At 44.4% G+C, this 20,756-nt stretch carries 20 protein-coding genes and 1 pseudogene; 8 read left to right on the forward strand and 13 right to left on the reverse strand.

The window, feature by feature from the left end:
• Nucleotides 1-45: 45 nt before the first annotated feature.
• The 4 genes and pseudogenes from BM358_RS07825 to BM358_RS26740 form a co-directional block, all read right to left on the reverse strand.
• Nucleotides 46-1,128, reverse strand: a complete 1,083-nt coding sequence (locus tag BM358_RS07825) for a Gfo/Idh/MocA family protein (RefSeq protein ID WP_013310855.1) — start codon at nt 1,126-1,128, stop codon at nt 46-48.
• Nucleotides 1,121-1,888 (reverse strand): sugar phosphate isomerase/epimerase family protein, encoded by a 768-nt coding sequence (locus BM358_RS07830; protein ID WP_028540584.1) that lies wholly within the window; start codon nt 1,886-1,888, stop codon nt 1,121-1,123. The genes BM358_RS07825 and BM358_RS07830 overlap by 8 nt, the downstream gene beginning before the upstream one ends.
• A gap of 18 nt (nt 1,889-1,906) precedes the next feature.
• Nucleotides 1,907-2,077 carry a hypothetical protein gene (locus tag BM358_RS26735; RefSeq protein ID WP_023989278.1) on the reverse strand — a complete coding sequence of 57 codons (171 nt, stop codon included), beginning with the start codon at nt 2,075-2,077 and terminating at the stop codon, nt 1,907-1,909.
• Between the two features lie 2 nt (nt 2,078-2,079).
• Nucleotides 2,080-2,373 (reverse strand): annotated as a pseudogene (locus tag BM358_RS26740) (Gfo/Idh/MocA family protein); the annotation flags it as partial.
• A 166-nt stretch (nt 2,374-2,539) separates the two neighbouring features.
• Here BM358_RS26740 and BM358_RS07845 point away from each other — a divergent pair.
• Nucleotides 2,540-3,358, forward strand: coding sequence for an AraC family transcriptional regulator (locus tag BM358_RS07845; RefSeq protein WP_023989280.1), 819 nt, complete (start codon nt 2,540-2,542; stop codon nt 3,356-3,358).
• A gap of 84 nt (nt 3,359-3,442) precedes the next feature.
• Here BM358_RS07845 and BM358_RS07850 read toward each other — a convergent pair whose 3' ends face one another.
• The 5 genes from BM358_RS07850 to BM358_RS07870 form a co-directional block, all read right to left on the reverse strand.
• The gene (locus tag BM358_RS07850; protein ID WP_028540582.1) at nt 3,443-4,927 is read right to left on the reverse strand and encodes an alpha-N-arabinofuranosidase; all 1,485 of its coding nucleotides are present in this window, start codon (nt 4,925-4,927) and stop codon (nt 3,443-3,445) included.
• A gap of 320 nt (nt 4,928-5,247) precedes the next feature.
• Nucleotides 5,248-5,526, reverse strand: coding sequence for a DUF6171 family protein (locus BM358_RS07855; RefSeq protein ID WP_028540581.1), 279 nt, complete (start codon nt 5,524-5,526; stop codon nt 5,248-5,250).
• 96 nt (nt 5,527-5,622) lie between these two features.
• Nucleotides 5,623-5,943, reverse strand: a complete 321-nt coding sequence (locus BM358_RS07860; RefSeq protein WP_028540580.1) for a hypothetical protein — start codon at nt 5,941-5,943, stop codon at nt 5,623-5,625.
• Between the two features lie 72 nt (nt 5,944-6,015).
• Nucleotides 6,016-6,960 (reverse strand): Gfo/Idh/MocA family protein, encoded by a 945-nt coding sequence (locus tag BM358_RS07865; protein WP_028540579.1) that lies wholly within the window; start codon nt 6,958-6,960, stop codon nt 6,016-6,018.
• Between the two features lie 162 nt (nt 6,961-7,122).
• The gene (locus tag BM358_RS07870; RefSeq protein ID WP_028540578.1) at nt 7,123-7,812 is read right to left on the reverse strand and encodes a TerC family protein; all 690 of its coding nucleotides are present in this window, start codon (nt 7,810-7,812) and stop codon (nt 7,123-7,125) included.
• A 351-nt stretch (nt 7,813-8,163) separates the two neighbouring features.
• Between BM358_RS07870 and BM358_RS07875 the strand changes: the two genes are divergently transcribed.
• Nucleotides 8,164-8,781, forward strand: a complete 618-nt coding sequence (locus tag BM358_RS07875; RefSeq protein WP_023989286.1) for a TVP38/TMEM64 family protein — start codon at nt 8,164-8,166, stop codon at nt 8,779-8,781.
• A gap of 179 nt (nt 8,782-8,960) precedes the next feature.
• On the forward strand, nt 8,961-9,932 hold the full coding sequence (gene msrA, locus BM358_RS07880; protein WP_028540577.1) for a peptide-methionine (S)-S-oxide reductase MsrA: 972 nt from the start codon (nt 8,961-8,963) through the stop codon (nt 9,930-9,932).
• A 105-nt stretch (nt 9,933-10,037) separates the two neighbouring features.
• On the opposite strand, the gene BM358_RS07885 is transcribed toward msrA, so the two are convergent.
• On the reverse strand, nt 10,038-10,841 hold the full coding sequence (locus tag BM358_RS07885) for a lipid II flippase Amj family protein (RefSeq protein ID WP_028540576.1): 804 nt from the start codon (nt 10,839-10,841) through the stop codon (nt 10,038-10,040).
• Nucleotides 10,842-10,992: 151 nt separating this feature from the next.
• On the opposite strand from BM358_RS07885, the gene BM358_RS07890 reads away from it, so the two are divergent.
• Complete coding sequence (locus tag BM358_RS07890; RefSeq protein WP_028540575.1) at nt 10,993-11,442, forward strand: DUF2188 domain-containing protein; 450 nt, start codon at nt 10,993-10,995, stop codon at nt 11,440-11,442.
• A 66-nt stretch (nt 11,443-11,508) separates the two neighbouring features.
• On the opposite strand, the gene BM358_RS07895 is transcribed toward BM358_RS07890, so the two are convergent.
• Both BM358_RS07895 and BM358_RS07900 read right to left on the reverse strand, forming a co-directional pair.
• Nucleotides 11,509-12,213 carry a YitT family protein gene (locus tag BM358_RS07895; protein WP_013310869.1) on the reverse strand — a complete coding sequence of 235 codons (705 nt, stop codon included), beginning with the start codon at nt 12,211-12,213 and terminating at the stop codon, nt 11,509-11,511.
• Nucleotides 12,214-12,675: 462 nt separating this feature from the next.
• The gene (locus tag BM358_RS07900) at nt 12,676-13,566 is read right to left on the reverse strand and encodes a DMT family transporter (protein WP_028540574.1); all 891 of its coding nucleotides are present in this window, start codon (nt 13,564-13,566) and stop codon (nt 12,676-12,678) included.
• A 307-nt stretch (nt 13,567-13,873) separates the two neighbouring features.
• Between BM358_RS07900 and BM358_RS07905 the strand changes: the two genes are divergently transcribed.
• From BM358_RS07905 to BM358_RS07920, 4 genes are all read left to right on the forward strand, one after another.
• On the forward strand, nt 13,874-14,275 hold the full coding sequence (locus BM358_RS07905) for a YhjD family protein (protein ID WP_028540573.1): 402 nt from the start codon (nt 13,874-13,876) through the stop codon (nt 14,273-14,275).
• 223 nt (nt 14,276-14,498) lie between these two features.
• Nucleotides 14,499-15,962, forward strand: coding sequence for a spore germination protein (locus tag BM358_RS07910; protein WP_028540572.1), 1,464 nt, complete (start codon nt 14,499-14,501; stop codon nt 15,960-15,962).
• The gene (locus BM358_RS07915) at nt 15,955-17,046 is read left to right on the forward strand and encodes a GerAB/ArcD/ProY family transporter (protein WP_028540571.1); all 1,092 of its coding nucleotides are present in this window, start codon (nt 15,955-15,957) and stop codon (nt 17,044-17,046) included. The genes BM358_RS07910 and BM358_RS07915 overlap by 8 nt, the downstream gene beginning before the upstream one ends.
• The gene (locus BM358_RS07920; protein ID WP_028540570.1) at nt 17,043-18,164 is read left to right on the forward strand and encodes a Ger(x)C family spore germination protein; all 1,122 of its coding nucleotides are present in this window, start codon (nt 17,043-17,045) and stop codon (nt 18,162-18,164) included. The genes BM358_RS07915 and BM358_RS07920 overlap by 4 nt, the downstream gene beginning before the upstream one ends.
• 14 nt (nt 18,165-18,178) lie before the next feature.
• Here BM358_RS07920 and BM358_RS07925 read toward each other — a convergent pair whose 3' ends face one another.
• Nucleotides 18,179-20,704 carry a transglycosylase domain-containing protein gene (locus BM358_RS07925; RefSeq protein ID WP_028540569.1) on the reverse strand — a complete coding sequence of 842 codons (2,526 nt, stop codon included), beginning with the start codon at nt 20,702-20,704 and terminating at the stop codon, nt 18,179-18,181.
• Nucleotides 20,705-20,756 lie beyond the last annotated feature (52 nt).

Here is a 20,756-nt window from a genome sequence, read left to right on the forward strand (position 1 = left end):
AGCTGCTTTCATTATAATGATGGTCTATTCGAGATAATTACGGGCTTAGTCAAAATAGACAGCTTTCCCGGTACGGGCCGATTCATAGATAGCTTCCAAAATTTCAGTAACAACCAGTGCCTGTTCCGGCTTCACAAGAGGTTCTTTGTCGTCCAGAATAGATTCGATCCACAGACGAGCTTCGCGGTCTGCTTCATTTTCCGTTTCTCCAGAGTAAAAGGCAACACCACCTGCATCCAGATCTATTTTCGTATCAAACAAGCGGCTGTTCTTTTCCCCGTTAATACGCAATCCATCCTGCATATCAGCTCCGCCTTCGGTTCCGCATAACAGCGTCTTCGCTTCGCCAAACTCTACAACGTTCAATGCCCAGCTGGATTCCAGTACAATCGTAGCTCCATTTTGCATCGTAATAAAACCAAAAGCTGAGTCCTCTACCTTAAATTCCTCAGGATTCCAAGGCCCAAAGGCATTTGCCGCATCTTTACGATCCCCTAGCTTATGGAAGGTTGAACCTAGTACACTTTTAGGCTTGTAATTATCCATCAGCCAGAGTGTCAGGTCGAGTGCATGCGTGCCAATATCAATAAGAGGACCACCGCCCTGCTTCTCTTCATCCAAGAATACTCCCCAAGTCGGAACCGCGCGACGGCGTAGAGCAATGGCTTTGCCCAGATAAATGTCTCCAAGCTCTCCTTGCTCAACCAATTGCTTCAGATACAAACTGTCATCACGATATCGGTTTTGATACGCAATAGACAGCTTCTTACCTGTACGGTTGGCTGCATCGAGCATCTCCCGTGCTTGCTCAGCAGTTTTAGCCATCGGCTTTTCACACAGCACATGCTTACCTGCCTCAAGCGCCGCTACGGTAATTTCTGAGTGCGAGTCATTGGGTGTACACACATGTACGACTTCAATGTCTTTATTTTCTAGCAACTGACGGTAATCACTATAAACTTGCGACCCTTCAACTCCAAACTTTTCTGCTGCCTCTTCAGCGCGCTCCTGAATGATGTCACAGAATGCAACGATTTCTGCACGCTTCTGCTTGGCAAGACTCGGCAAGTGTTTGCCGTTGGCAATGCCTCCACAACCAATAATCCCGATTTTGAGTGTTTTAGACATGAATATTTCCTCCCTGAGCTACGTATTGTTGGAGCCATTTAATGCTGGTTTCAATGCTTTCGATTGGAGGGTTTGAGCAGAAATCCTGTTCCACGACGACCCAATCCACACCTGCCTGAATAGCGGCGTCTGTAATGGCCTGAAGCTGCACTTCGCCTTTGCCAAGCTCTACAGTCACTGCTTTTTGTTGCTCGTCACGTGCCATATCCTTTAAGTGAATGATAGGCAGGCGTCCATTATAACGTCCGATGTATTCCACTGGATCATAGCCCCCATAGTATACCCAACAAGTATCCATTTCGACCTGTAACAAATCATCGGAAACCGCATCATATAAAGCATCGAATACCGGGCGATCATTGATTTTTTCTGTCAATTCAAAATCATGATTATGATAAGCCAGTATCAAGCCCTGTTCTTTCACTTTTTCACCAATACGATTCAAATTAGCAAAAATTTCATCCCACTGTCGCTGTTCTTCGGTTAAATAAGGAACGATTAGGTACTTATTGCCCAATTCTTTGTGGTATGCAATCTCCTCATCCAAATGATCCAACAAACGAGAATATTGTATATGAGTTCCGACAACTTCCAGATTCAGCTCATCCAAAAGCGCTCTGACATCCTTGGCATTGCGTCCGAAAAAGGTATGAAATTCTACCCCTTTATAGCCAAACTCAGCTACCTTGCGCAATGTACCTTCAAAATCCTGTTCAAGCTCTTCCCTTACTGTGTACAATTGCAATCCTACTTTAGCCATTACCCTTCACCTCTTTAATTAGGATGAATTTTCCATTATATCTGTTCCATAATACAAATCCTCGTCCGGCTTGAACGTGCTTTCCAGCGTAATGTGATTGCCTTCCAATGATGAGCGCTGAAAAGCATGCATGGCTTCTAACACATGGTAGGCCAGCTCAGCATTAGCACGATGGTCCGTGAATTTCAATGCGCCAAAGGCTTTTCACTGTACACATGCTTGCCTGCCTCTAGTATCGCCACATCTGTCCGTGCATGGCTGCCAGGCACGGTCAGATTAAATACAAGCTCAATCTCAGGCTGACGAAGCAATTCATCCACCTTGTATACGTTTTCAATGTTGAATTCATCGGCCCTCTCCTTGGCCCTCTCATCTAGTAAATCAGCGACGGCCACTACTTCAATAAGTGGGCTCTTTTGGAGATTTTCAAGATATACCGAGCTAATAGTACCGCATCCGATAATCCCGGCCTTCATTCGTTCCACGTCGTCACACTCCTTGGCCTCCAACATGTACTTTCTCATCTAACATGTAAGCTTTACAGTTCACATAGTATTCTATTTCTGTTTCGTTTAAAATGAATAATATGATTAAAACATGAACAATCTGGTCAATATTTGAAACAGCCATATGCCCAAAGGAGTCATCATCATGTCTATCGTCGAGCCTTGTCAGGTTCTTACCGCAGGCTATTCCTTCCATCGAAAGCCCTTTTATTCGAACCAGCCTGATGGGATTAAAAATTATTTATTCCGTTTGCAAACAGATGGACGCTGCCAGGCCCGCATTAACGGGGAAATGACACGGATTGAAGCGGGTGATCTACTGCTATTCAATCCTACCGAGCCTTATGAACTGGATATTCATAGTGAGTTGAATCCCATGGGAGATCTGGTCGTGGAAAGTGGAGATTATCACATTTTTTTCGGTGGTTCCTGGGTAGATGAGTGGTGGAACCATCATAAACGACCCAACAGAATTAAGGTTCAGCTCACAGAAGCCCTGCTTGGCCTATTTCGTCAGCTTGTGATGGAGCAACGACGTATTTCTAATCCTTACCCGGAAATATCAAGTTATTACATGCGCATTTTATGTTTGGAGTTTGACCGTATGCTATCCGATCATCCTATCGCTACTCATCATAACTATCTTGCGTATCAGATTAAAAATTATATTGAAGAAAATGCATCCTCTAACTTCAAGCTGGATGACGTGTCTTCACACGTAGGTATCAGCGTATCCCGAGCAGTACATCTGTTTAAGGAAACATTCGATACGAGCATTATGCAGTACACGCTGGACATCAGGCTTAACATGGCGAGAGAAAGAATCATTTTCAGTCCCATGTCACTGGAACAAGCCGCCGAATCGTCAGGATTTGCAAATTACACGTATTTTCATCGTGTATTTCGTTCCCGCTTCGGTATGTCGCCCAAAGAATTCAGGGTGATTCACCGCGAGCAACTGTAGGTAAAAGAGAGCGTTCACCTGAACGCTCTCTTTGTCATAACCAATAATAATGAAATTCTGCTTACATACCACAACCCAGCTTTTTTACGGAGCAATTGTCAGCATCACTACCGACATTGGTGGCAGTGTAACATCCAAATGCTGACCTTGCAGCTGATAGGATGTGAAAGCTTCCTTTTTCACACGCTCTGGCTGATCAAACGTATTATGTGCCTGCATATCGTCGCTGGCAAGAACAACACCGCTGATCTTTTTAACCTCTTCCAGTCCTCTTAGCTCCAAATTCAAGTTTGCCGACTCGCCCGGATGGACGTTGCAAAAGCTAATATGAATATTGTCATCCTGCGCCTTGGAGGCGGACACGCTTACTTGTGGGATGGAATCCCCATCATATTCATAATCGCCCACCTTTACATGAACAGCCAGTGCTTGTGCATCCTGATGCACCTTAAACATTTCAAATATATGGTATGTCGGCGTCAACAGCATAGCAGGGCCTTCGGTCAGAATCATGGCCTGTAAAACATTGACCATTTGAGCGATATTCGTCATCTGTACTCGGTCATGGTGATTATGGAAAATGTGTAGGTGCAGCCCAGCTACCAGCGCATCGCGCATCGTGTTTTGCTGATACAGGAAGCCCGGATTGGTCCCCGGCTCAGTCAGGAACCAGGTTCCCCATTCATCGACGATCAGTCCGACCCTTTTGTCAGGATCATATTGGTCCATAATGGCTGAATGACGAGTAATCAATTCATCCATATGCAATGATTTTTTCATCGTCTCGAACCATTCCGCTTCATCAAAGCCGAGTGCTTGCCGTTTCCCTTCCCAGTTTCCCGGGATCGTATAGTTATGCAGGCTCAAACCGTCCATAAGATGCCCAGCTTCACGCATTAACACTTCGGTCCAACGATAATCATCCACATTCGCCCCCCCTGCAATCCGATAAATGCGGTTCTCGCCATAGTTACGGACATATGTCTGATAGCGGCGATACAGGTCGGCATAATATTCTGGGCGCATGTTACCGCCACAACCCCAGTTTTCGTTACCCACTCCAAAATATTTGAGCTTCCATGGTTTCTCACGACCGTTTTCCTGACGCCATGCAGCCATAGGGGACTCTCCATCGAAGGTCATGTACTCTACCCACTCCGACATTTCCTGAACTGTACCACTGCCGACATTTCCACAAATATAAGGCTCTGCATCTAACAGTTCGCACAATTGAAAAAACTCATGTGTGCCAAAATGATTATTTTCAACCACACCGCCCCAATGCGTATTTACCATTCTCTTACGGTTTTCTTTTGGTCCGATACCATCTTTCCAATGATATTCATCGGCAAAACAGCCTCCCGGCCAGCGCAATACAGGAATGTTCAGCTTTTTCAGGGCTTCCACTACATCATTTCGAATTCCGTTTGTGTTTGGAATCGGTGAGTCCTCTCCAACCCATATGCCTTCATAAATGCAACGTCCAAGATGCTCAGCAAATTGTCCATAAATATTTTTATTAATAATGCCTTGTTTCCAATCGGTATTAACAACAATAGAACCCTTCACAACAAACCCTCCCCAAAATATTAAGATTGTTGGAACACCCGCACGAATGTTTGCGCTTTCATTTTTGGTCTAAATATCACTCATATTACCGATCTTCTTCCGATCTTAATTTTTACGCAACATCACATCTAGAAAATATTAATATAAATATTAATAATTAAATAAAAACATTTCACGTGTTTAATATATTTTATTGCCTACTTTTTGTCAATCGTTAAGAAAAGGTCCAATCAAACCAAAAAGCCTGCCATTAGGGCAGACCAAGGTATGACTACTTTAACCCGTAATCCAAGTTCAGCCGAGCCTGAGCATTGTATCTTTTAGGCTGTTCCTATCCAGCGTGAACCATGGTAACTGGGACAATTTTGAGCTGCCGCCAAAGCACGTACACGAACAATACTTCCGCTGATGCCACATGTATGCCCGGACATTAACTCTTCACATTGTGAGCAGGCCAACAGTCTGGCTTCGTACACTTCATCGTTTACACATTCCATTTTGGGTCTCATGTTGGTTAGAATTCTGGTAATTTGCTCTTCCGATATCGAGATATCTCTTTCACAGCCTTTACAGGTACTTGGCATAGGCATATCTTCCATCGTAAGCTTACCCTCCCCATCAACTATGTCTTAAGTAAATACAGTGAGTCCATGATGCCATAAATGATAACAGTATATTGTTTATTCTGGCTAGCCCTATTTCCGTTCCGACGGAAGGCTGCCAGCCGCCTCAGATACGACCATCGCCAAGTCCTCATTTCCGAACATGGACAGTACCCCTAATACCGTATCCAGCGGAATATCACCCGCTTCTTCACGCGATACAGTCAACTTGCGTACTCGTAGCAGACGCTCGTTGCTATCCTGATGCGGATACGCTACACGATATAATTCCTCTGGCTCCAACCCGTGATTGATACACCATTGCGCAAATACAAGGATCATCATATCTTCTTCTTGCTTATAATTTTCAATGATGGCTTCTTCTAGCTGTTTACCACGGTTATCTTCTTCCATTCATTCATTTCTCCTTCAACCTAATTCTTGATGTCTGTCTGGACTGTTAAGATCACGTTCGGACGTTCCATATTAAACACTCAAACGGCTGATCAGTTCGTCAGCCAGCATATGGCTTTCCAATACTTTTCCAGCCCGTACAGCACACTCCTCCGGACGATGAATATGCTCCAGAAAATGATTCACGACTCCGGTGAATCCCCGTCTTTCCAAAATCGTATCCCAGCTTCCAAATGTTTGCGTTAGTGGTGAATGATTTTTTTGCATAAAAACAGCCTGTTCCATATTTATTACTTCAACAGACCGTCCTGCCCCGTGAAGCTCCAGCTTCTCTATGTCAGCCCCTGCCCGTCTACTCATACTGTAGCTTCCGGTAGCATTCCCCAAACGTACGGTCCCGAACGCAGCATCCATATATCCATCACTCGTCGTATTCATACTACTATGCAGCAGCTCATAATCATCGCCACCCAACCACAAAAGCAAATCAAGCATGTGAATTAAATCATCATAAACCGTCTGTGCCGCCGGTCTTCGATCATATCCAGTACGGTGTTTAATGGCCGCACATTGACTGAATCCACCTGCTTCCTCTAACCATGCTTTAGCAGCTACATAATGCGGGGCAAAACGTCGATTAAAGCCTACCGCCAGCAGCACGGCCTGCGCTTCCGCAAAAGCGGTCATTTCCAGATTCTGACGAACATCATAGGACAACGGTTTATCCACATACACAGCAATCCCTTTTTCAATACACGCCATAACTAGATCAAAATGAGCTTCGGTCGCGGCATGTATAAATACAGCTTCCGGTTCCCATGCTAGCATCTCCTTCACATCAGTCGTTCCTCTTGGCAATCTATATTGCTCCATAATGGAACTCACCGGCTCCTGTGAACGGTTCATGACACCTACAATGTCTACACCTTGGTGTGCTGCCAGTAACGGTAAGTATACTTTTCGAGCAATACCACCCAGTCCTGCAATAGCTACCCTTGTCTTCGTTTGCTTGTCCATTTCGCTCCCACCTTTAATCACTCATTATCTGTTGTCTAGTTTACATGGAAGTCTGCTGACAAGCAAAGAAAAGAGACTGCTCCGGGTCCAGTTGGACCTAACAGAACAGCCTCTACGGCATGAATGTTCAGCTTCAGCTAAGTTTACTTAATGTAAGTTAGCTTAGGCGTGCTGCGCTTGCTTTCTTGTTTTTTCACTTTTAATTTTTTTAACACGCATCCCAATGGCTACAACCAGAACCACAACCAGAACCTCAAAGCCGTATTTAATGACCCCGTTCATAAACCAGTGTGCAATCAGCGGTTCCGCCACCACCATTTTGGCGGCAGTGTAAGCCAGTACAGCAGCACCAATCGTAATAACTACTGGGTAACGTTCAGTCAGCTTCAAGATAATCGTACTTCCCCACACCATGATTGGAACGGAGATTGCCAGACCCAGTATAACAAGCAGCATGTTTCCATGAGCTGCTCCCGCAACAGCAAGTACATTGTCGAGGCCCATCATCGTATCCGCGATAATAATCGTGCGGATCGCTGCCCACATTTGATTCGTAGCTGAAATTTCATGTTTTTTCTCTTCGACCAGCAGCTTATAGGCAATATAGATAAGTGCGAGTCCCCCAATCAAACGCAATCCATAAATTTGCAATAAATACGTGACCAGCACTGTAGCAATCACACGAACGATGACCGCTCCGACCGTCCCCCAAATAATGACCTTCTTTTGATTGGCCTTATCAACATTGCGAGCCGCCAAACCGATTACGATGGCATTGTCACCAGCTAGCACCAGATCAATGATAATGATGGATACTAATGCGGTTAAAAACTCAATTGACAAAAAATCCATACGTTTCTCCCACCTTTTTTATTTATTTGTTATACTGTACATAGTTCAGCGCTTTATACTAAAAAAGCGCCATTTCACGGAATCCGGAAACGGCGCTTGACCCAAATTTGGCATCAAAAAAAGACCATTTACCCGGATTCCTAAAATCCTGGCAAAGGTCTCGCTTACAACATTACGTTGCCAATAAAGCCGGGGATTAAAAATCCCGTAATGACGACTTTACTCGTTGAGCTACTCCCCTTTGGGAACTATTCTATTAGTGGCAGTATAGCACACATTATTGGGAATGTGAACCCTATTTTTTTCTGTATAAGCGATAAGCCGAACAGGGATATTGAAAGAGGTATGTAAATGAAAAAATGGCTACTCGTCGCGGCTTATGTTTCGCTGCTTTGCATCGCGTTTATCTACAGATATGATTGGCTCGCCTGGGCGGACAAGCAAACCTCCTTTCCAGTTCTGCTACTGCTCGCATTTTTATTCGCGTTAATACCGTTTGTGCCGTACAAGCTGATTATCGCTTCTATTGCTTATGCCGCAGGCCCCTGGCAAGGTGCTCTGATCTGCTGGCTGGGCACTACCTTGGCTGCGCTGGTCGTTTATAGTGCCGTACGTACCCTGTTCCGTGACAAAGGACGTGCCTATTTGGAGCGGGTTCCCGCATTGGAGCGCTTCAATCGGGTCATGGAGAGGGAGCCTTTTGCTGCTGTGCTGCTGGCTCGCCTGATTCCGGTCATCCCCCAGGCAGCGGTAAATGTATACGCTGGAGTAGCAGGGTTTCCGTTCTGGAGCTTTATCCTAGGTACAGCTATTGGCAAGCTTCCCGCAATTGCGGTGTATGCTTATGCAGGCGGCACCTTTGCAGAACATCCAATCACCGGTTTGCTCATTTTGGTGCTATATACTGCACTGGTGGGCGGCGGCTTTATACTCTACCGAAAAAGGCTTCAACGCGCCAATAGAATATAATGCGATAGTTTGCCACCGTCTCTGTAGGATGTTTCGTTGCGATTTTTGAGGACAGAGCCAGTTACACTGCTGTTTGGTTTCTGACGTTTCGTTGGATTTTGCAAAAATCTCGTATATAATTTAATTGTAAGCTATTTAAATAACAACTAATTAAACATTCTCAGATTGGAGTGAAAAATATGAGCACCAACAATCCACACACAGTAGAAAAAGCAACTTTTGCAGGTGGCTGCTTCTGGTGCATGGTTTCCCCTTTTGAGGAATTACCCGGTATTTTGAAGGTTAGATCTGGATACACAGGGGGACATACCGAAAATCCTACCTATGAAGAGGTGTGTTCTGAAACAACGGGACATGTGGAAGCCGTACAGATTACATTTGACCCACAAGTTTTCCCGTATGAAAAACTGTTGGAGCTATTCTGGCAGCAGATTGATCCGACGGATGAAGGTGGACAGTTCCACGATAGGGGTTCATCCTACCAAACGGCTATTTTCTATCATAATGAAGAGCAACGAATCAAGGCAGAAGCGTCTAAAGAAGCTTTGGCTCAAAGTGGCCGCTTCGACAAGCCCATTGCTACACCGATCCTGCCTGCGGCCACTTTTTATGAAGCAGAAGAATATCATCAGGACTATCATAAGAAGAACCCCGCTCATTACAAGCGCTACCGCAAAGGTTCGGGACGTGAAGATTTTATCGAGCAAAATTGGTCCGGCAAGATTGATAAATCCGATCTTAAAGATCGGCTGACGCCTATTCAATACGAAGTAACACAAAAAAACGCGACCGAGCGCCCTTTTCAAAATGAGTTTTGGGATCATGAGGGTGAAGGCATTTACGTGGATATCGTATCAGGAGAGCCTTTGTTCAGTTCATTGGACAAATTTGACGCAGGTTGCGGTTGGCCCAGCTTTACCCGTCCATTGCGCAGCTACAATGTCAAAGAAAAAACTGATCTCAGCCATTTTATGATCCGTACCGAGGTGCGAAGTCGTGAAGCTGACTCCCATTTAGGGCACGTATTCGATGATGGTCCTGGTCCAGATGGTTTGCGTTATTGCATAAATTCCGCCGCGCTCCGCTTTGTGCCTCAAGAAGACTTGGAACGTGAAGGATACGGAGCATATAAGTCATTATTTGAACAGTAAATAGCCATAGAATCATTGGGGCTGACCCGCGATCTATCTTTAATAGATGATCATGGGCCAGCCTTTTTTGGGATGTGGCAGCACATCATTACGTAAGCTAGCCATTTAACTCATTACCCATCCAAGCCAAATGGCTAGCGGTACTAGCAATAGCTGGGCTAATAAAGTACCTGCCAAGCGCGAGATGATCATCCAGCCGTACATGCTGTTCATCCGAGTTAAGGGTAGCTCCCCTCGTAGCGTTTTCTCCGACAGAACCGCCAATCTTGGATCAATTAACAAGGTTAATAATACCGTTGCGACGCCATTGATTAGACCTGACGACATTGACATTGCTGTACCTTGAGCAGGCCACAGGAATGATGCATATAAAGCAGATACTACTCCTGTTGTATAAATCGCAGTGACAGCTATATTCAGAATAATTAGACGCTTGGGTATCGCTCCACTAATCAGTGAAGTAAGCATTGACCAGGTGGGGCGCTTTATGTAGTAGCCTGCATGTTTCCAGCGACTTCGCAGCATTAAATGACGCACCAAAGCCGGAATAGATCCGGTATGCTCCAAATGCACAATCCATCTGGCTGACATGCGTACCACTGTTGGATACAGTAATATAGCAAGCATGGTTCCAACGGTTGCTGCCAGCAGTACCCCATGCATATATAGTTCCAGTCTAATATCCGTTCCGCCCACTTGTGTTGCAGCTTTAGCCTGATCGACCATCCCTCCAAGTAAAGGCCCCTGCGCCATGTTAGAGGTGCGTGAAACCAACAGCAGCATCCCCGCAACGGTTAACGCCAATCCAATCCGACTCGCTCGCAAACCACCAAGTCGAAGAGCATAGGACAAGCTATCTGTAGTATGAATGATGATAGTCAGCAAAAAAACAAAACCCCAGGCAAGCAAATGCTTCACTCCTTTTTCTGGTATTCTGCACACCATTATACGCTTTTTCTCAAGATACATTTTACAATATATTCATTTCTTTGATTTCCGTTTGTTTAAGCCGACAACGGGTAATACATAATACATCATCTGTTATAAGGAGTGTGCAACTATGCCTTGGAACAAACATGATTACCCTCCATCCATGAAAAACCTGGAGCCTCGTGTGCGAGAAAAAGCCGTCGATATTGCTAACGCCCTACTCCATGACGGCTATGAAGAAGGGCGCTCGATTGCGATTGCCACTTCCCAAGCCGAGGAATGGAACGATAATCATCCAGCCGAGCAAGATGAGAAACCGACAAAACATGAAAAACAGCATTCGAGCGAAAATCTGCACAACCATCATTCCGCTTCTTCCGATGCAAAGGAACCCATTCATGTGGTGCCGCACGAGGATCACTGGGCAATCAAAGAAGAGGGACACAACCAGCCTATTTCAACCTTTAAACACAAAAATGAGGCGATTGACGAAGCTCAAAGTTTTGTAGAACGCCAACAGATTTCTGCAATTATTCATGACCGGAATGGACGCATTCATTCAACTTTAAAGCCTTCCTGATAGAAGCTGAATACAGCGAAAGGGTGTTACGTAAGAAGATTTCTCTCCTGACGTAACACCCTTTCCTTATTGACGAAGGCTGTGGACGACCGGCACTGTTTTGGCAACCACCTTTTTAGCGGGAATAGCCGCTGGCAGTACCTTTTTCACAGGTCGGTGCAGTTGGAACGTGGTCGTCCATGTAATTATTTTTCCGGCAAGCCACACAGCCAGTATTGTAAACATTGTTTCCTTCATAGGCAGATACAACAATGATAATCCCAGTACGATGATGTCACTGACAATAAACACGTTGCCGATTTTCCACCCGCGCCACTCACTGATCAGCAGAGATAGGATATCATCGCCCCCGGTTGCTCCACCGAATCGCAGTACGATTCCGGCTCCCAAACCTGTAAGCACCCCACAAAGTAGAGCAGCTATCAGCAGATTTCCATGTAGATCTATAACCAGAGTCGAATACTTCTCAAATCCTGCATAAAACAGTGAAAAAGCGACGGCTCCGATTAACGCAAGCAGCATAAATCTTCTGCCCTTCAGTACCCATGCCAGCAATATGACGGGAATATCAAGCAACAACATACTCCATGCTGGAGATATGCCAAATGCGTAATGTCCCAGCAGGGCCAAGCCTGCAAAGCCGCCTTCTGACAAATGATTTTGAGCATTAATGTGATAGTACGTAAAAGCTAAAATGCATGTTCCGAGCAACATGACAGCAATCTGTCTCAATGCTCCATTGTTCACGATAGATTCGTAAGTTTTCCTCATACAGGCTCCCTCGGTTTCTCGTAAGTTTGATGTGGATGAACCCACTCTTACGGAAGCTACCGGGTAAGATGTGCCTGGAGGACTTGGTCCTTCGCATGTACAATCCCCTCTTCCGCAGAGTTGGCTTTCGCAACTTGACGTTACTCCGCGGAAAAGCTAAGTATAAGACAGATCAAATCGTTTCCAAATCGTCCTTTGGGGAAGTATCCTTCGGGGACACATGGTATCCTGATCCTTTCTTTTGTGGAATAAAACTCCGACATTTCTGTGGTGCATATAATTCTATAATTTATTATACCACACCTTGTCACCTGCTAAACAGCTTGCTTTTTTGCTGCACCATATTTTATTTTATGTGTGAGCATGCTTTATTGTATGTGCGAATTAACGCATTATACCGAAGGTTTGGCGAATGCACATTTAATATAATAACCAAAGCGTATTTTATTTCTGTTTAGATTATTATTCACTTAATTTGGCGGTTCTACGCTGGTTGGCCATAAACACGCCTCCAAGTATAAGGACCAGCCCGGTCAGAACGTTCCAGCCGATATGTTCATTCAGGAGCAAAAAGCCCCATACAATGGCACTTACTGGTACAAAATACGTCACCGAAGAAGCAAATTCCGCACTCCCCCGCAAAATCATGTAGTTGAACAAAATATATGCTACTCCTGATCCCAAAACTCCCAGTCCTGTAAGAGAACCCAATACACCTGGGTCAGAAACAATCGACAAATCAGGTCTCTCCACAATTGCCATCATAATGCCACCCCCTACCGCAGCACCAAACAGTGTCGAAAAAGTAGCCTGATACATGGAAAGATTGGAGAGAAAACGTTTGGAGAGCTGTGTTCCAAATCCGTAGCAGAGAGTCGCAAGCAGCATACATCCAAAACCCACAGGATCAACAGAAATAATAGATGCAGGATTAATACCCAATAAAATAATGATTCCTACAAAAGCGAGACCCATTCCTAACCACTGCATTCGATGAAAAATAGCCCCGAAAAAAACAAGCCCCACCAACATGGTCCATATTGGCGTGGTGGCATTCAATACAGAAGCCATGCTGCTAGCTATTCTGGTCTCGCTAAAACCGATCAGTGTCCATGGCAAAACCATGTTGACCAAAGCTACCAGAACAACCGATTTCCACGGAATGCTTTTGATTTCAAACGGCCTGCGCATAAGTAGCATTAATAAGACGATAAAAATAAATCCAAAGCTGGATCTGAGAAATACAATCGTCCACGGCCCTACTTGATGTAGCAACAACACCTTGATAAACATAAACGAACCGCCCCAAATGAGGCTCAACAATAATAAAGCTGCATATAACGAACGTGACAATATGTATACCTTCTTTCTCCACTTTCTTAAGTTAAATAGTAAAGGCTGACCGCAGCCAGAACGATCTCTCCTTTTATGTAAGTTTTTATCCAATAGCTTAACATAAACTCTGTTTGACTGTCATTGGCGATAAACGCATGAATTCTTTACACAATGGCACATAGGATATCGCTCCCTACCACTTTTCCAATAATTGATGATTGCTTTAGTAATGGAAAAATTCCTATGATGAGGGAGGTATAAACAGAACATACGTTCTATATACTGATTATATATTGTATTCTTACTCGGAGTAAAGGAGATTTTTATGCCAAACCAAAAGACACTAAACCACAAGAATAAAGCTCCTTTGCCTTCTGAAGAAGACGCAGGGCTGATCAAGATCTGTGTACTTCTAACTCTTGTGCTGGATGTGCTGGAACGAGACATTCGTATTATAAATACCTCTCCTCTAAAAATGCCCGATTTGTATGTTCGTAGCCTGACTGGAGTACAACAGCGCGTAGCTGTTCAATTAGCAGAGACAAAGGCGCGAATGAAAACACTAGGGGTTAAAATATACAGCGAAATCCGAAATCATGAAGGCGTAGAGGTTTTGTATGTATGCCGCGGCTATCAAAGGCGTTTTTTCATGCTTTCATCCTTTGCCCGCAGCGAGGTCCGACGGAAACTGGGACATTATCTGGGAATTGACCCCACCCAAGATTAAGCCCCCTTGTAATCTCGTCTCTAGTTCTTGCACGATTAATTTTCATTCCCTGCAAAATAACCAACCCACCTCCCATTTATCAACCTAAATTAAATTCTAGTATAAAACTATTGCGTTACGTGAAGTGAAGGTGATTCGAGAATGGATAAGTCACCATATCATGGATAAACTCAATCCATTTGACTCACATTATGCCTATCTCATCCAAAAAGGAGGTGCTCTCTTGGCTGGACATGACGCAGCTTCCGTTGAATTAAGTAGGAATGTTTCCTTTATTGAGCAAGCCCTTTTTTATACGGATGATTTAAAAAAGCAGGCGATTTCCGTTGACGGCAAAGACGGTATGCTGCTCTATATTGATTCGCTCGTAGATCAGGAGATGATTCAAACTCATATCCTGAGTGCCTTATATGAGAAAACCGATGCAGTCTCTCATCAAATGTTCACTACCTTAAGCAGTCAAAAAGACACCGACCTTCAAAATGCTGCTGATTCGCTTATTCAGGGATATTGCATTTTTATGATAAATGGAGCGGAGGAATTTTTTATCCTTTCTTCCGAAAAAACGTATGCTCGCAGTACGGACGAACCAGAAAACGAAGGGATTATTCGCGGACCGCACAATGGATTCATTGAGCAGTTATCCATCAATCTGAATCTGATTCGCAAACAAATTGTCACACCGTCACTGGTTGTACGCTACTTTTATGTGGGATCTAAAACCCGGACTAAAATCGCTATTGTCTATGTTCAAGACTTGGCTAATCCTGAGCTAGTGGAAGCAGTGAAAACGAGAATTAAAGCGATCTCCTCCGATATGGTGCTCCCCCCCGGTTTTATTCAAGAGTTTATTGAGGACAACCCTTTTTCCCTCTTCCCTCAACAACTCAGCACGGAACGACCGGATCGTGTGACCGCCAATCTAATGGAGGGACGCATAGCGATTTTGGCTGAAGGTAGCCCAACTGCTCTAATAGCTCCCGTCTCTTTTTTTGCATTTTACCAAAGCCCAGATGATTATCACGGTCGTTGGATTATTAGTTCATTTCTAAGAACGATTCGAATGATGAGCTTTTTGATCGCTTTTACGCTACCTGCCATTTACATTGCGACGATTGCTTTTCATCCAGCTATTTTGCCATTAGAGCTGGCGCATACCATCAAAAAATCACTGGAAAATGTTCCATTCCCAGCGATTGTGGAGGCTATGCTGCTTGAATTGATCTTTGAGGTGCTACGAGAAGCCGGGGTTCGTCTACCCAGTCGGGTTGGTCAAACTATTGGAATCGTTGGCGGTCTCGTCATCGGAGATGCTATCGTTCGGGCTGGTCTCGTGTCGTATACGATGATCATCGTCGTCTCGTTAACAGCCATTTCTTCTTTTTTAGTGCCTTCTCATGAAATGAGCTCAGCGGTTCGTATCCTTCGTTTTCCGATGATGATTGCTGCAGCCTTGTTTGGATACATTGGCATTGCTTTCGGTTTACTTTTTCTTACTATCCACCTTTGCAAGCTTGAGACCTTTGGTACGCCCTACTTTGCTCCTCTTGCACCATTCCGGCTCGGTGATATGAAAGATGTTTTTATCCGCTTTCCGATTTGGACATTCCATCAGCGACCATATGATTCCCAAGCCCAAAAATTGAAGCAGCAGAACGACTCTAGGAGCTGGAAAAGACGTGAATAAAGAAAGTACCATTGCATCGGGTCAACTGTTTTTTCTCATCATTAAGTTTGAGATTGGCGTAGATATTTTGTCACTTCCCTATCAGATGCACCTTTCAGCTAAAGGAGGGGGTTGGATATCTGTCATTATTGGTGGCCTTTTGATTCAACTCATTATTTTGATGTGCTGGCTCCTGCTAAGACGTTTTCCCTCCTCTTCGATTTATCAAATATTAACCCAGATTACTGGTTCCTGGATTGGAAAAGGATTGACTGTGGCTTACATTGCTTACTATCTGCTCATGGGTACCTCGGTTCTTGTGAACGCTTATGACGTCATTAATCGCTGGATGCTGCAATATACTCCCCGTTGGGCTATACTTGCCCTGTTTTTGTTCAGTAGCATATATCTGGTTCGCGAAAATTTAAGAACGATTGCCCGAGTACTTGTTTTAATTTCATTTCTGATTTTTCCCATGATGCTGTTAATTAGCTATGGTATAAAGCAGTCCAACCCGCTTTATCTGCTACCTCTGACTGAGGCGGGATGGCCCCGTATTATTGTCGGTTCAAAAGAAACGCTCCTAGCGATGTTTGGTTTTGAGTTCATTCTTGTCGTCTTTCCCATGGTTGAGGGCAAAAGTACAAGCAAGCTCAAGTCAATTCTGGCAGCTAACGCGATCGTGGTACTATTGTATTGTTTTACCGTATTTACCTGTACAACCGTATTCAGTCCCCAACAGCTTGAATTAATGCCGGAGCCAGTCATTTATTTGCTCAGATCCATTCCACTGGGGACGATGGATCGGGTCGATTTTATTTTTCTGCCGATTTGGCTCATTTCGATCTTTGGCGCTATAAGTGGATATTATTATGCGGCGTCTTACGGAATAAGCTATCTATTCAAGCAAAAAAGTCACAAAAAGGCGGTTCCCTTTGTTGTGCTCGCCTCATGTTGTATTGCCTATTTGCCTCAACGAAGAGAAGATTTCGAGCTTATTGGTTCCATAGCCAATAATTCTGCTTATTTTTTCCTAATTGTGTTCCCTTTTCTGCTGCTGATCCTATCCTATCTCTTCAAAAAAAAGGAGGGACCTGAAACATGAAAAAAAAGAGCAGAGCGCTTGGAATGCTAACTCTACTCATTTTTATAACAGGCTGCTGGGATCAGGACAATTTGAAGGATGCCCGATTGGCAAATGCATCGGCTTATGATCTCACTCCTGAAGGCATGTTGTTGCAAACGCTAGAGGTTGTAGACGATTCTCAAAGCAATCAAGGTAAAAGCACCAATGAAATTCATTCAGGCACCGGCCACTCCGTTCGGCAAAGTACAGACAAAATCCGAGCCAAAGTAACCGGGGATATCCGCTTTTTCAAATACGGAGTTATTTTGTACGGTACAAGCTTGGCCCGAAAAGATTTATATCCCTATCTGGATGTGCTGTATCGTGAGCCTGACCATCCGACTTCCCATGTCAAGGTAGCTATTGTAGATGGATTAGCTGGAGAAATAATAGATCAAAAAAGCATAGGTAACCTCTTGATTGGCGAATTTATAACCAAAAAAATCAGAAGCCTTGAGGAAATGTGTATGTTCCCGGAAATGACACTGGAGACACTGCTCCCCCCAATGCTTGATCCGGGTCAAGATTTTGTACTCCCCTATCTTTCCAAAGAAGGAGAAGATATTACAGCACGTGGAATTGCCTTATTTCACGGACAAAAATTCACAGGAAGCCTAAGTAGTGAGCAAGGTGTTTTATATGTCTTAATGACTGGAAAGTGGAAAAATACAGCTCGCTTTGTAAAAAGGATACATCCCGGACCTGTCGGTGATGTGCAAAACTTTATTACGTATCAGGCTAAAATCCAGAATGTCAAACGTAGCCTTAAAGTGAACGTTCAGCGCGATGGACAAATTGATGTGGAGCTTAACCTAAAATTGCCTGTCGATATTGTTGAATATGCACGAAACCATCTTCAAGATAAAGCTAACGTACAGCGTCTGAACCGTCAACTTTCCGAAATCATGACCCAGGATGCGGAACAAATTATCCGTACACTTCAGGAAAATGGATGTGATGCCTTTGGCGTAGGCAGACAGTTGATCGCTCATTATCCAGCAGTATGGAAAAGTGTGGATTGGAATAAAGAATACCCCAATATCCGTTTTCATCCGCAGGTCACTGTAGACATTGTCGGGAACGGCATTTTAAACTAGGCCGTTCCTGCCGTTTAGTTTTTGGGTTGATCAGATATTATTTCAGGATAAACAACTTCGTCAGATTTGGTTTTTGGAGTCTCACTCTGGCTTTGTGATTCAGAAGGAGTCACCTGCTCGTTCTCAACAGAAGGTTGCGGAGTAGCTGTAGATGGCAAATCTTTATTCTCATCAGGCATATCTATCTCTGTGTCTGCGTCAGGAACAGTAGGATCCGTTTCCTCTGGTGGAATTTTCTCTTGATCTATTGCAGGTACCTCAACCTCTGGGACTTCTTTTTCCTTGATATCTGGTTTAGATGGGACCACTGGTCTAGCAGAACGCGGAAGCTGTTCTCTTCCAACTTCGGTAGGCACATACTTTTGATTAAACCAGTCAGTCACGAGTTGACCCGATTGACGGGAATAACGCCCTGGCAGCTTACCTGTAAGGCTAGAAACCGTAACTCTTACAACACCTTCCGGCCGTATAAAGTGCTTATTCTTAAAAAGCTCAGGCTGGTCCTTGACCGCCTCATTCATGATCAGTGCCCACACTGACTGTGCTCTGGAATGGCCTTCTTGAGATAATGTATTAACCTGTTGGCGGTAACCAGCCCAGACGCCTAGTGTAACGTCAGGTGTGTACCCCATAAACCACACATCACCAAAGTTTTGTGTCGTACCGGTTTTACCGGCGATATCAATGGCACCGTAGCTTTTAAAAGCATTTTGCAGGCGTTTGCCGGTTCCCCTCGGATCTGATATAACCGTTTTGAGCATATCCGTCATCAAAAATGCGGTTTGCTGCGAATATACACGCTTCGTCTGCGGTTTAAATTCATATACGATCTTCCCGTTGGCATCCGTAATTTTGCTGATCAGATGAGGTGCATTATATACACCCATATTGGGAATCGTTCCATATGCTGCGGTCAGTTCCTCGACGGATACCCCTTTGCTTAGTCCACCCAAAACCCCTGTCTGAGCATGTTCATCCTGCGGCTGAATCGTCGTAATTCCAAGAGAACGCACAAAATTCCAAGCATTTGGAATTTTAACTTCATATAAGAACAGCCTCAGCGCAGGGATGTTGATTGACCGATTGAGTGCTTCACGGGCTGTCATAAGCCCCTCGTACCGTCTGTTATAATTTTTAGGAATATGATAACCTTTACGCCCGTCTTTCAATATGATTTGTGAATCATCAATAAGACCGGCTGGCTGAGTGTAGCCCTTTTCCAAAGCAGGTAAATAAGCAGCAATAGGCTTCATGGCAGAACCGGGCTGACGTGTCATTTGAGTTGCATAGTTCATTTGCTCGGTATTAAAATCCCTGCCCTCGATCATACCGAGTATAGCCCCTGTTTTATGATCAATCATGATTGCTGCAATCTGCTCTAATCCCTTCTTCTTACTGTATGGAGAAAAATTTTGTGGATTGGCTGCAATCTGCCGCATATTGTTATAAATTTTCTTATTTATCGTTGTATAAATTCGATAGCCGGACCGTTGCAACTCTTCTCGCGTATTTTGAAGAAGCTCGGCATGCTCAGGCTTGGAAATCTCGGCTGCCGTGATATCGGGATTTTGCTGGAGCGCTAACAATTGGGCTGCTTCCCGCTCTGTCTCCAGCATCAAATAAGGGAATGTGTTATAACTTTTTTCGCGATGTGGCGCAAGAGTGGCTTTCACATCAAATTGAAGCGCCTCGTTATATTCGGATAGCGTAAGTTTACCTGTTGCCAGCATTCTTCCCAACACGACACGTTGGCGCTCCATCGCTTTATTGAAGCCTTCTTCATCGAAGTTCCCTTTACCATCAAAAGCGGAATAAACAGATGGCAGTTGCGGGAGACCTGCCAAATAAGCCGCCTGAGCAATATGAAGCTTATGTAGATCACTTACATTGAAAATCCCTAACGAAGCAGACTTGATTCCATATAAATTGTAACCAGCGGAACCATTACCAAAAGGCATTTTGTTTAAGTAAGCCGTTAATATTTTATCCTTGCCCATAAACCGCTCCATACGCAGTGCCAGCAGCATTTCCTTCACCTTGCGACTGTCCGTCTTATCCAGACTGAGAAAAACCCTTCGGGCTACCTGCTGCGTCAGTGTGCTGCCGCCTGTTTGGCGGTTTTCATTCAAAAGCTTCTGCTTAACGGCACGAGCTGTTCCCTTTAAATCCACACCACGATGCTCATAAAATTGGCTGTCTTCCGTTGAAATGAGGGCGTCCACAATAGACTGAGGAACATCCTTCAGATCAACGAGCTGTCGATCCTCCTCCATGCGCATTCTTCCAACCGGAGTTACCTGATCATTAAAAAATACAAAGCTGGTCAGAGCGTTCTCATTTACCTTTTCATATATCAACTGACGTGATCGTACAGGTTCATCATGAACCAGTGCCGCCACATAACCGGATATAAGACCTCCAGCAAACAGCACTCCAAGTACACCCGCAAACGAGAACCACTTGATATTAATCAGCAAAACTCTGCCAAAAATACGCCACCTACTGCGTTTTTGAGATGATGGTCGACGTTTTGGGTTCATAAAAATGGTTTTCTCCCCTCAATATTCATTCATTTCCACTTGTTTTTGCTCA

This window comes from Paenibacillus sp. cl130, from assembly GCF_900116035.1.
In the GTDB taxonomy this organism is placed as follows: Bacteria; Bacillota; Bacilli; order Paenibacillales; family Paenibacillaceae; genus Paenibacillus; species Paenibacillus polymyxa_B.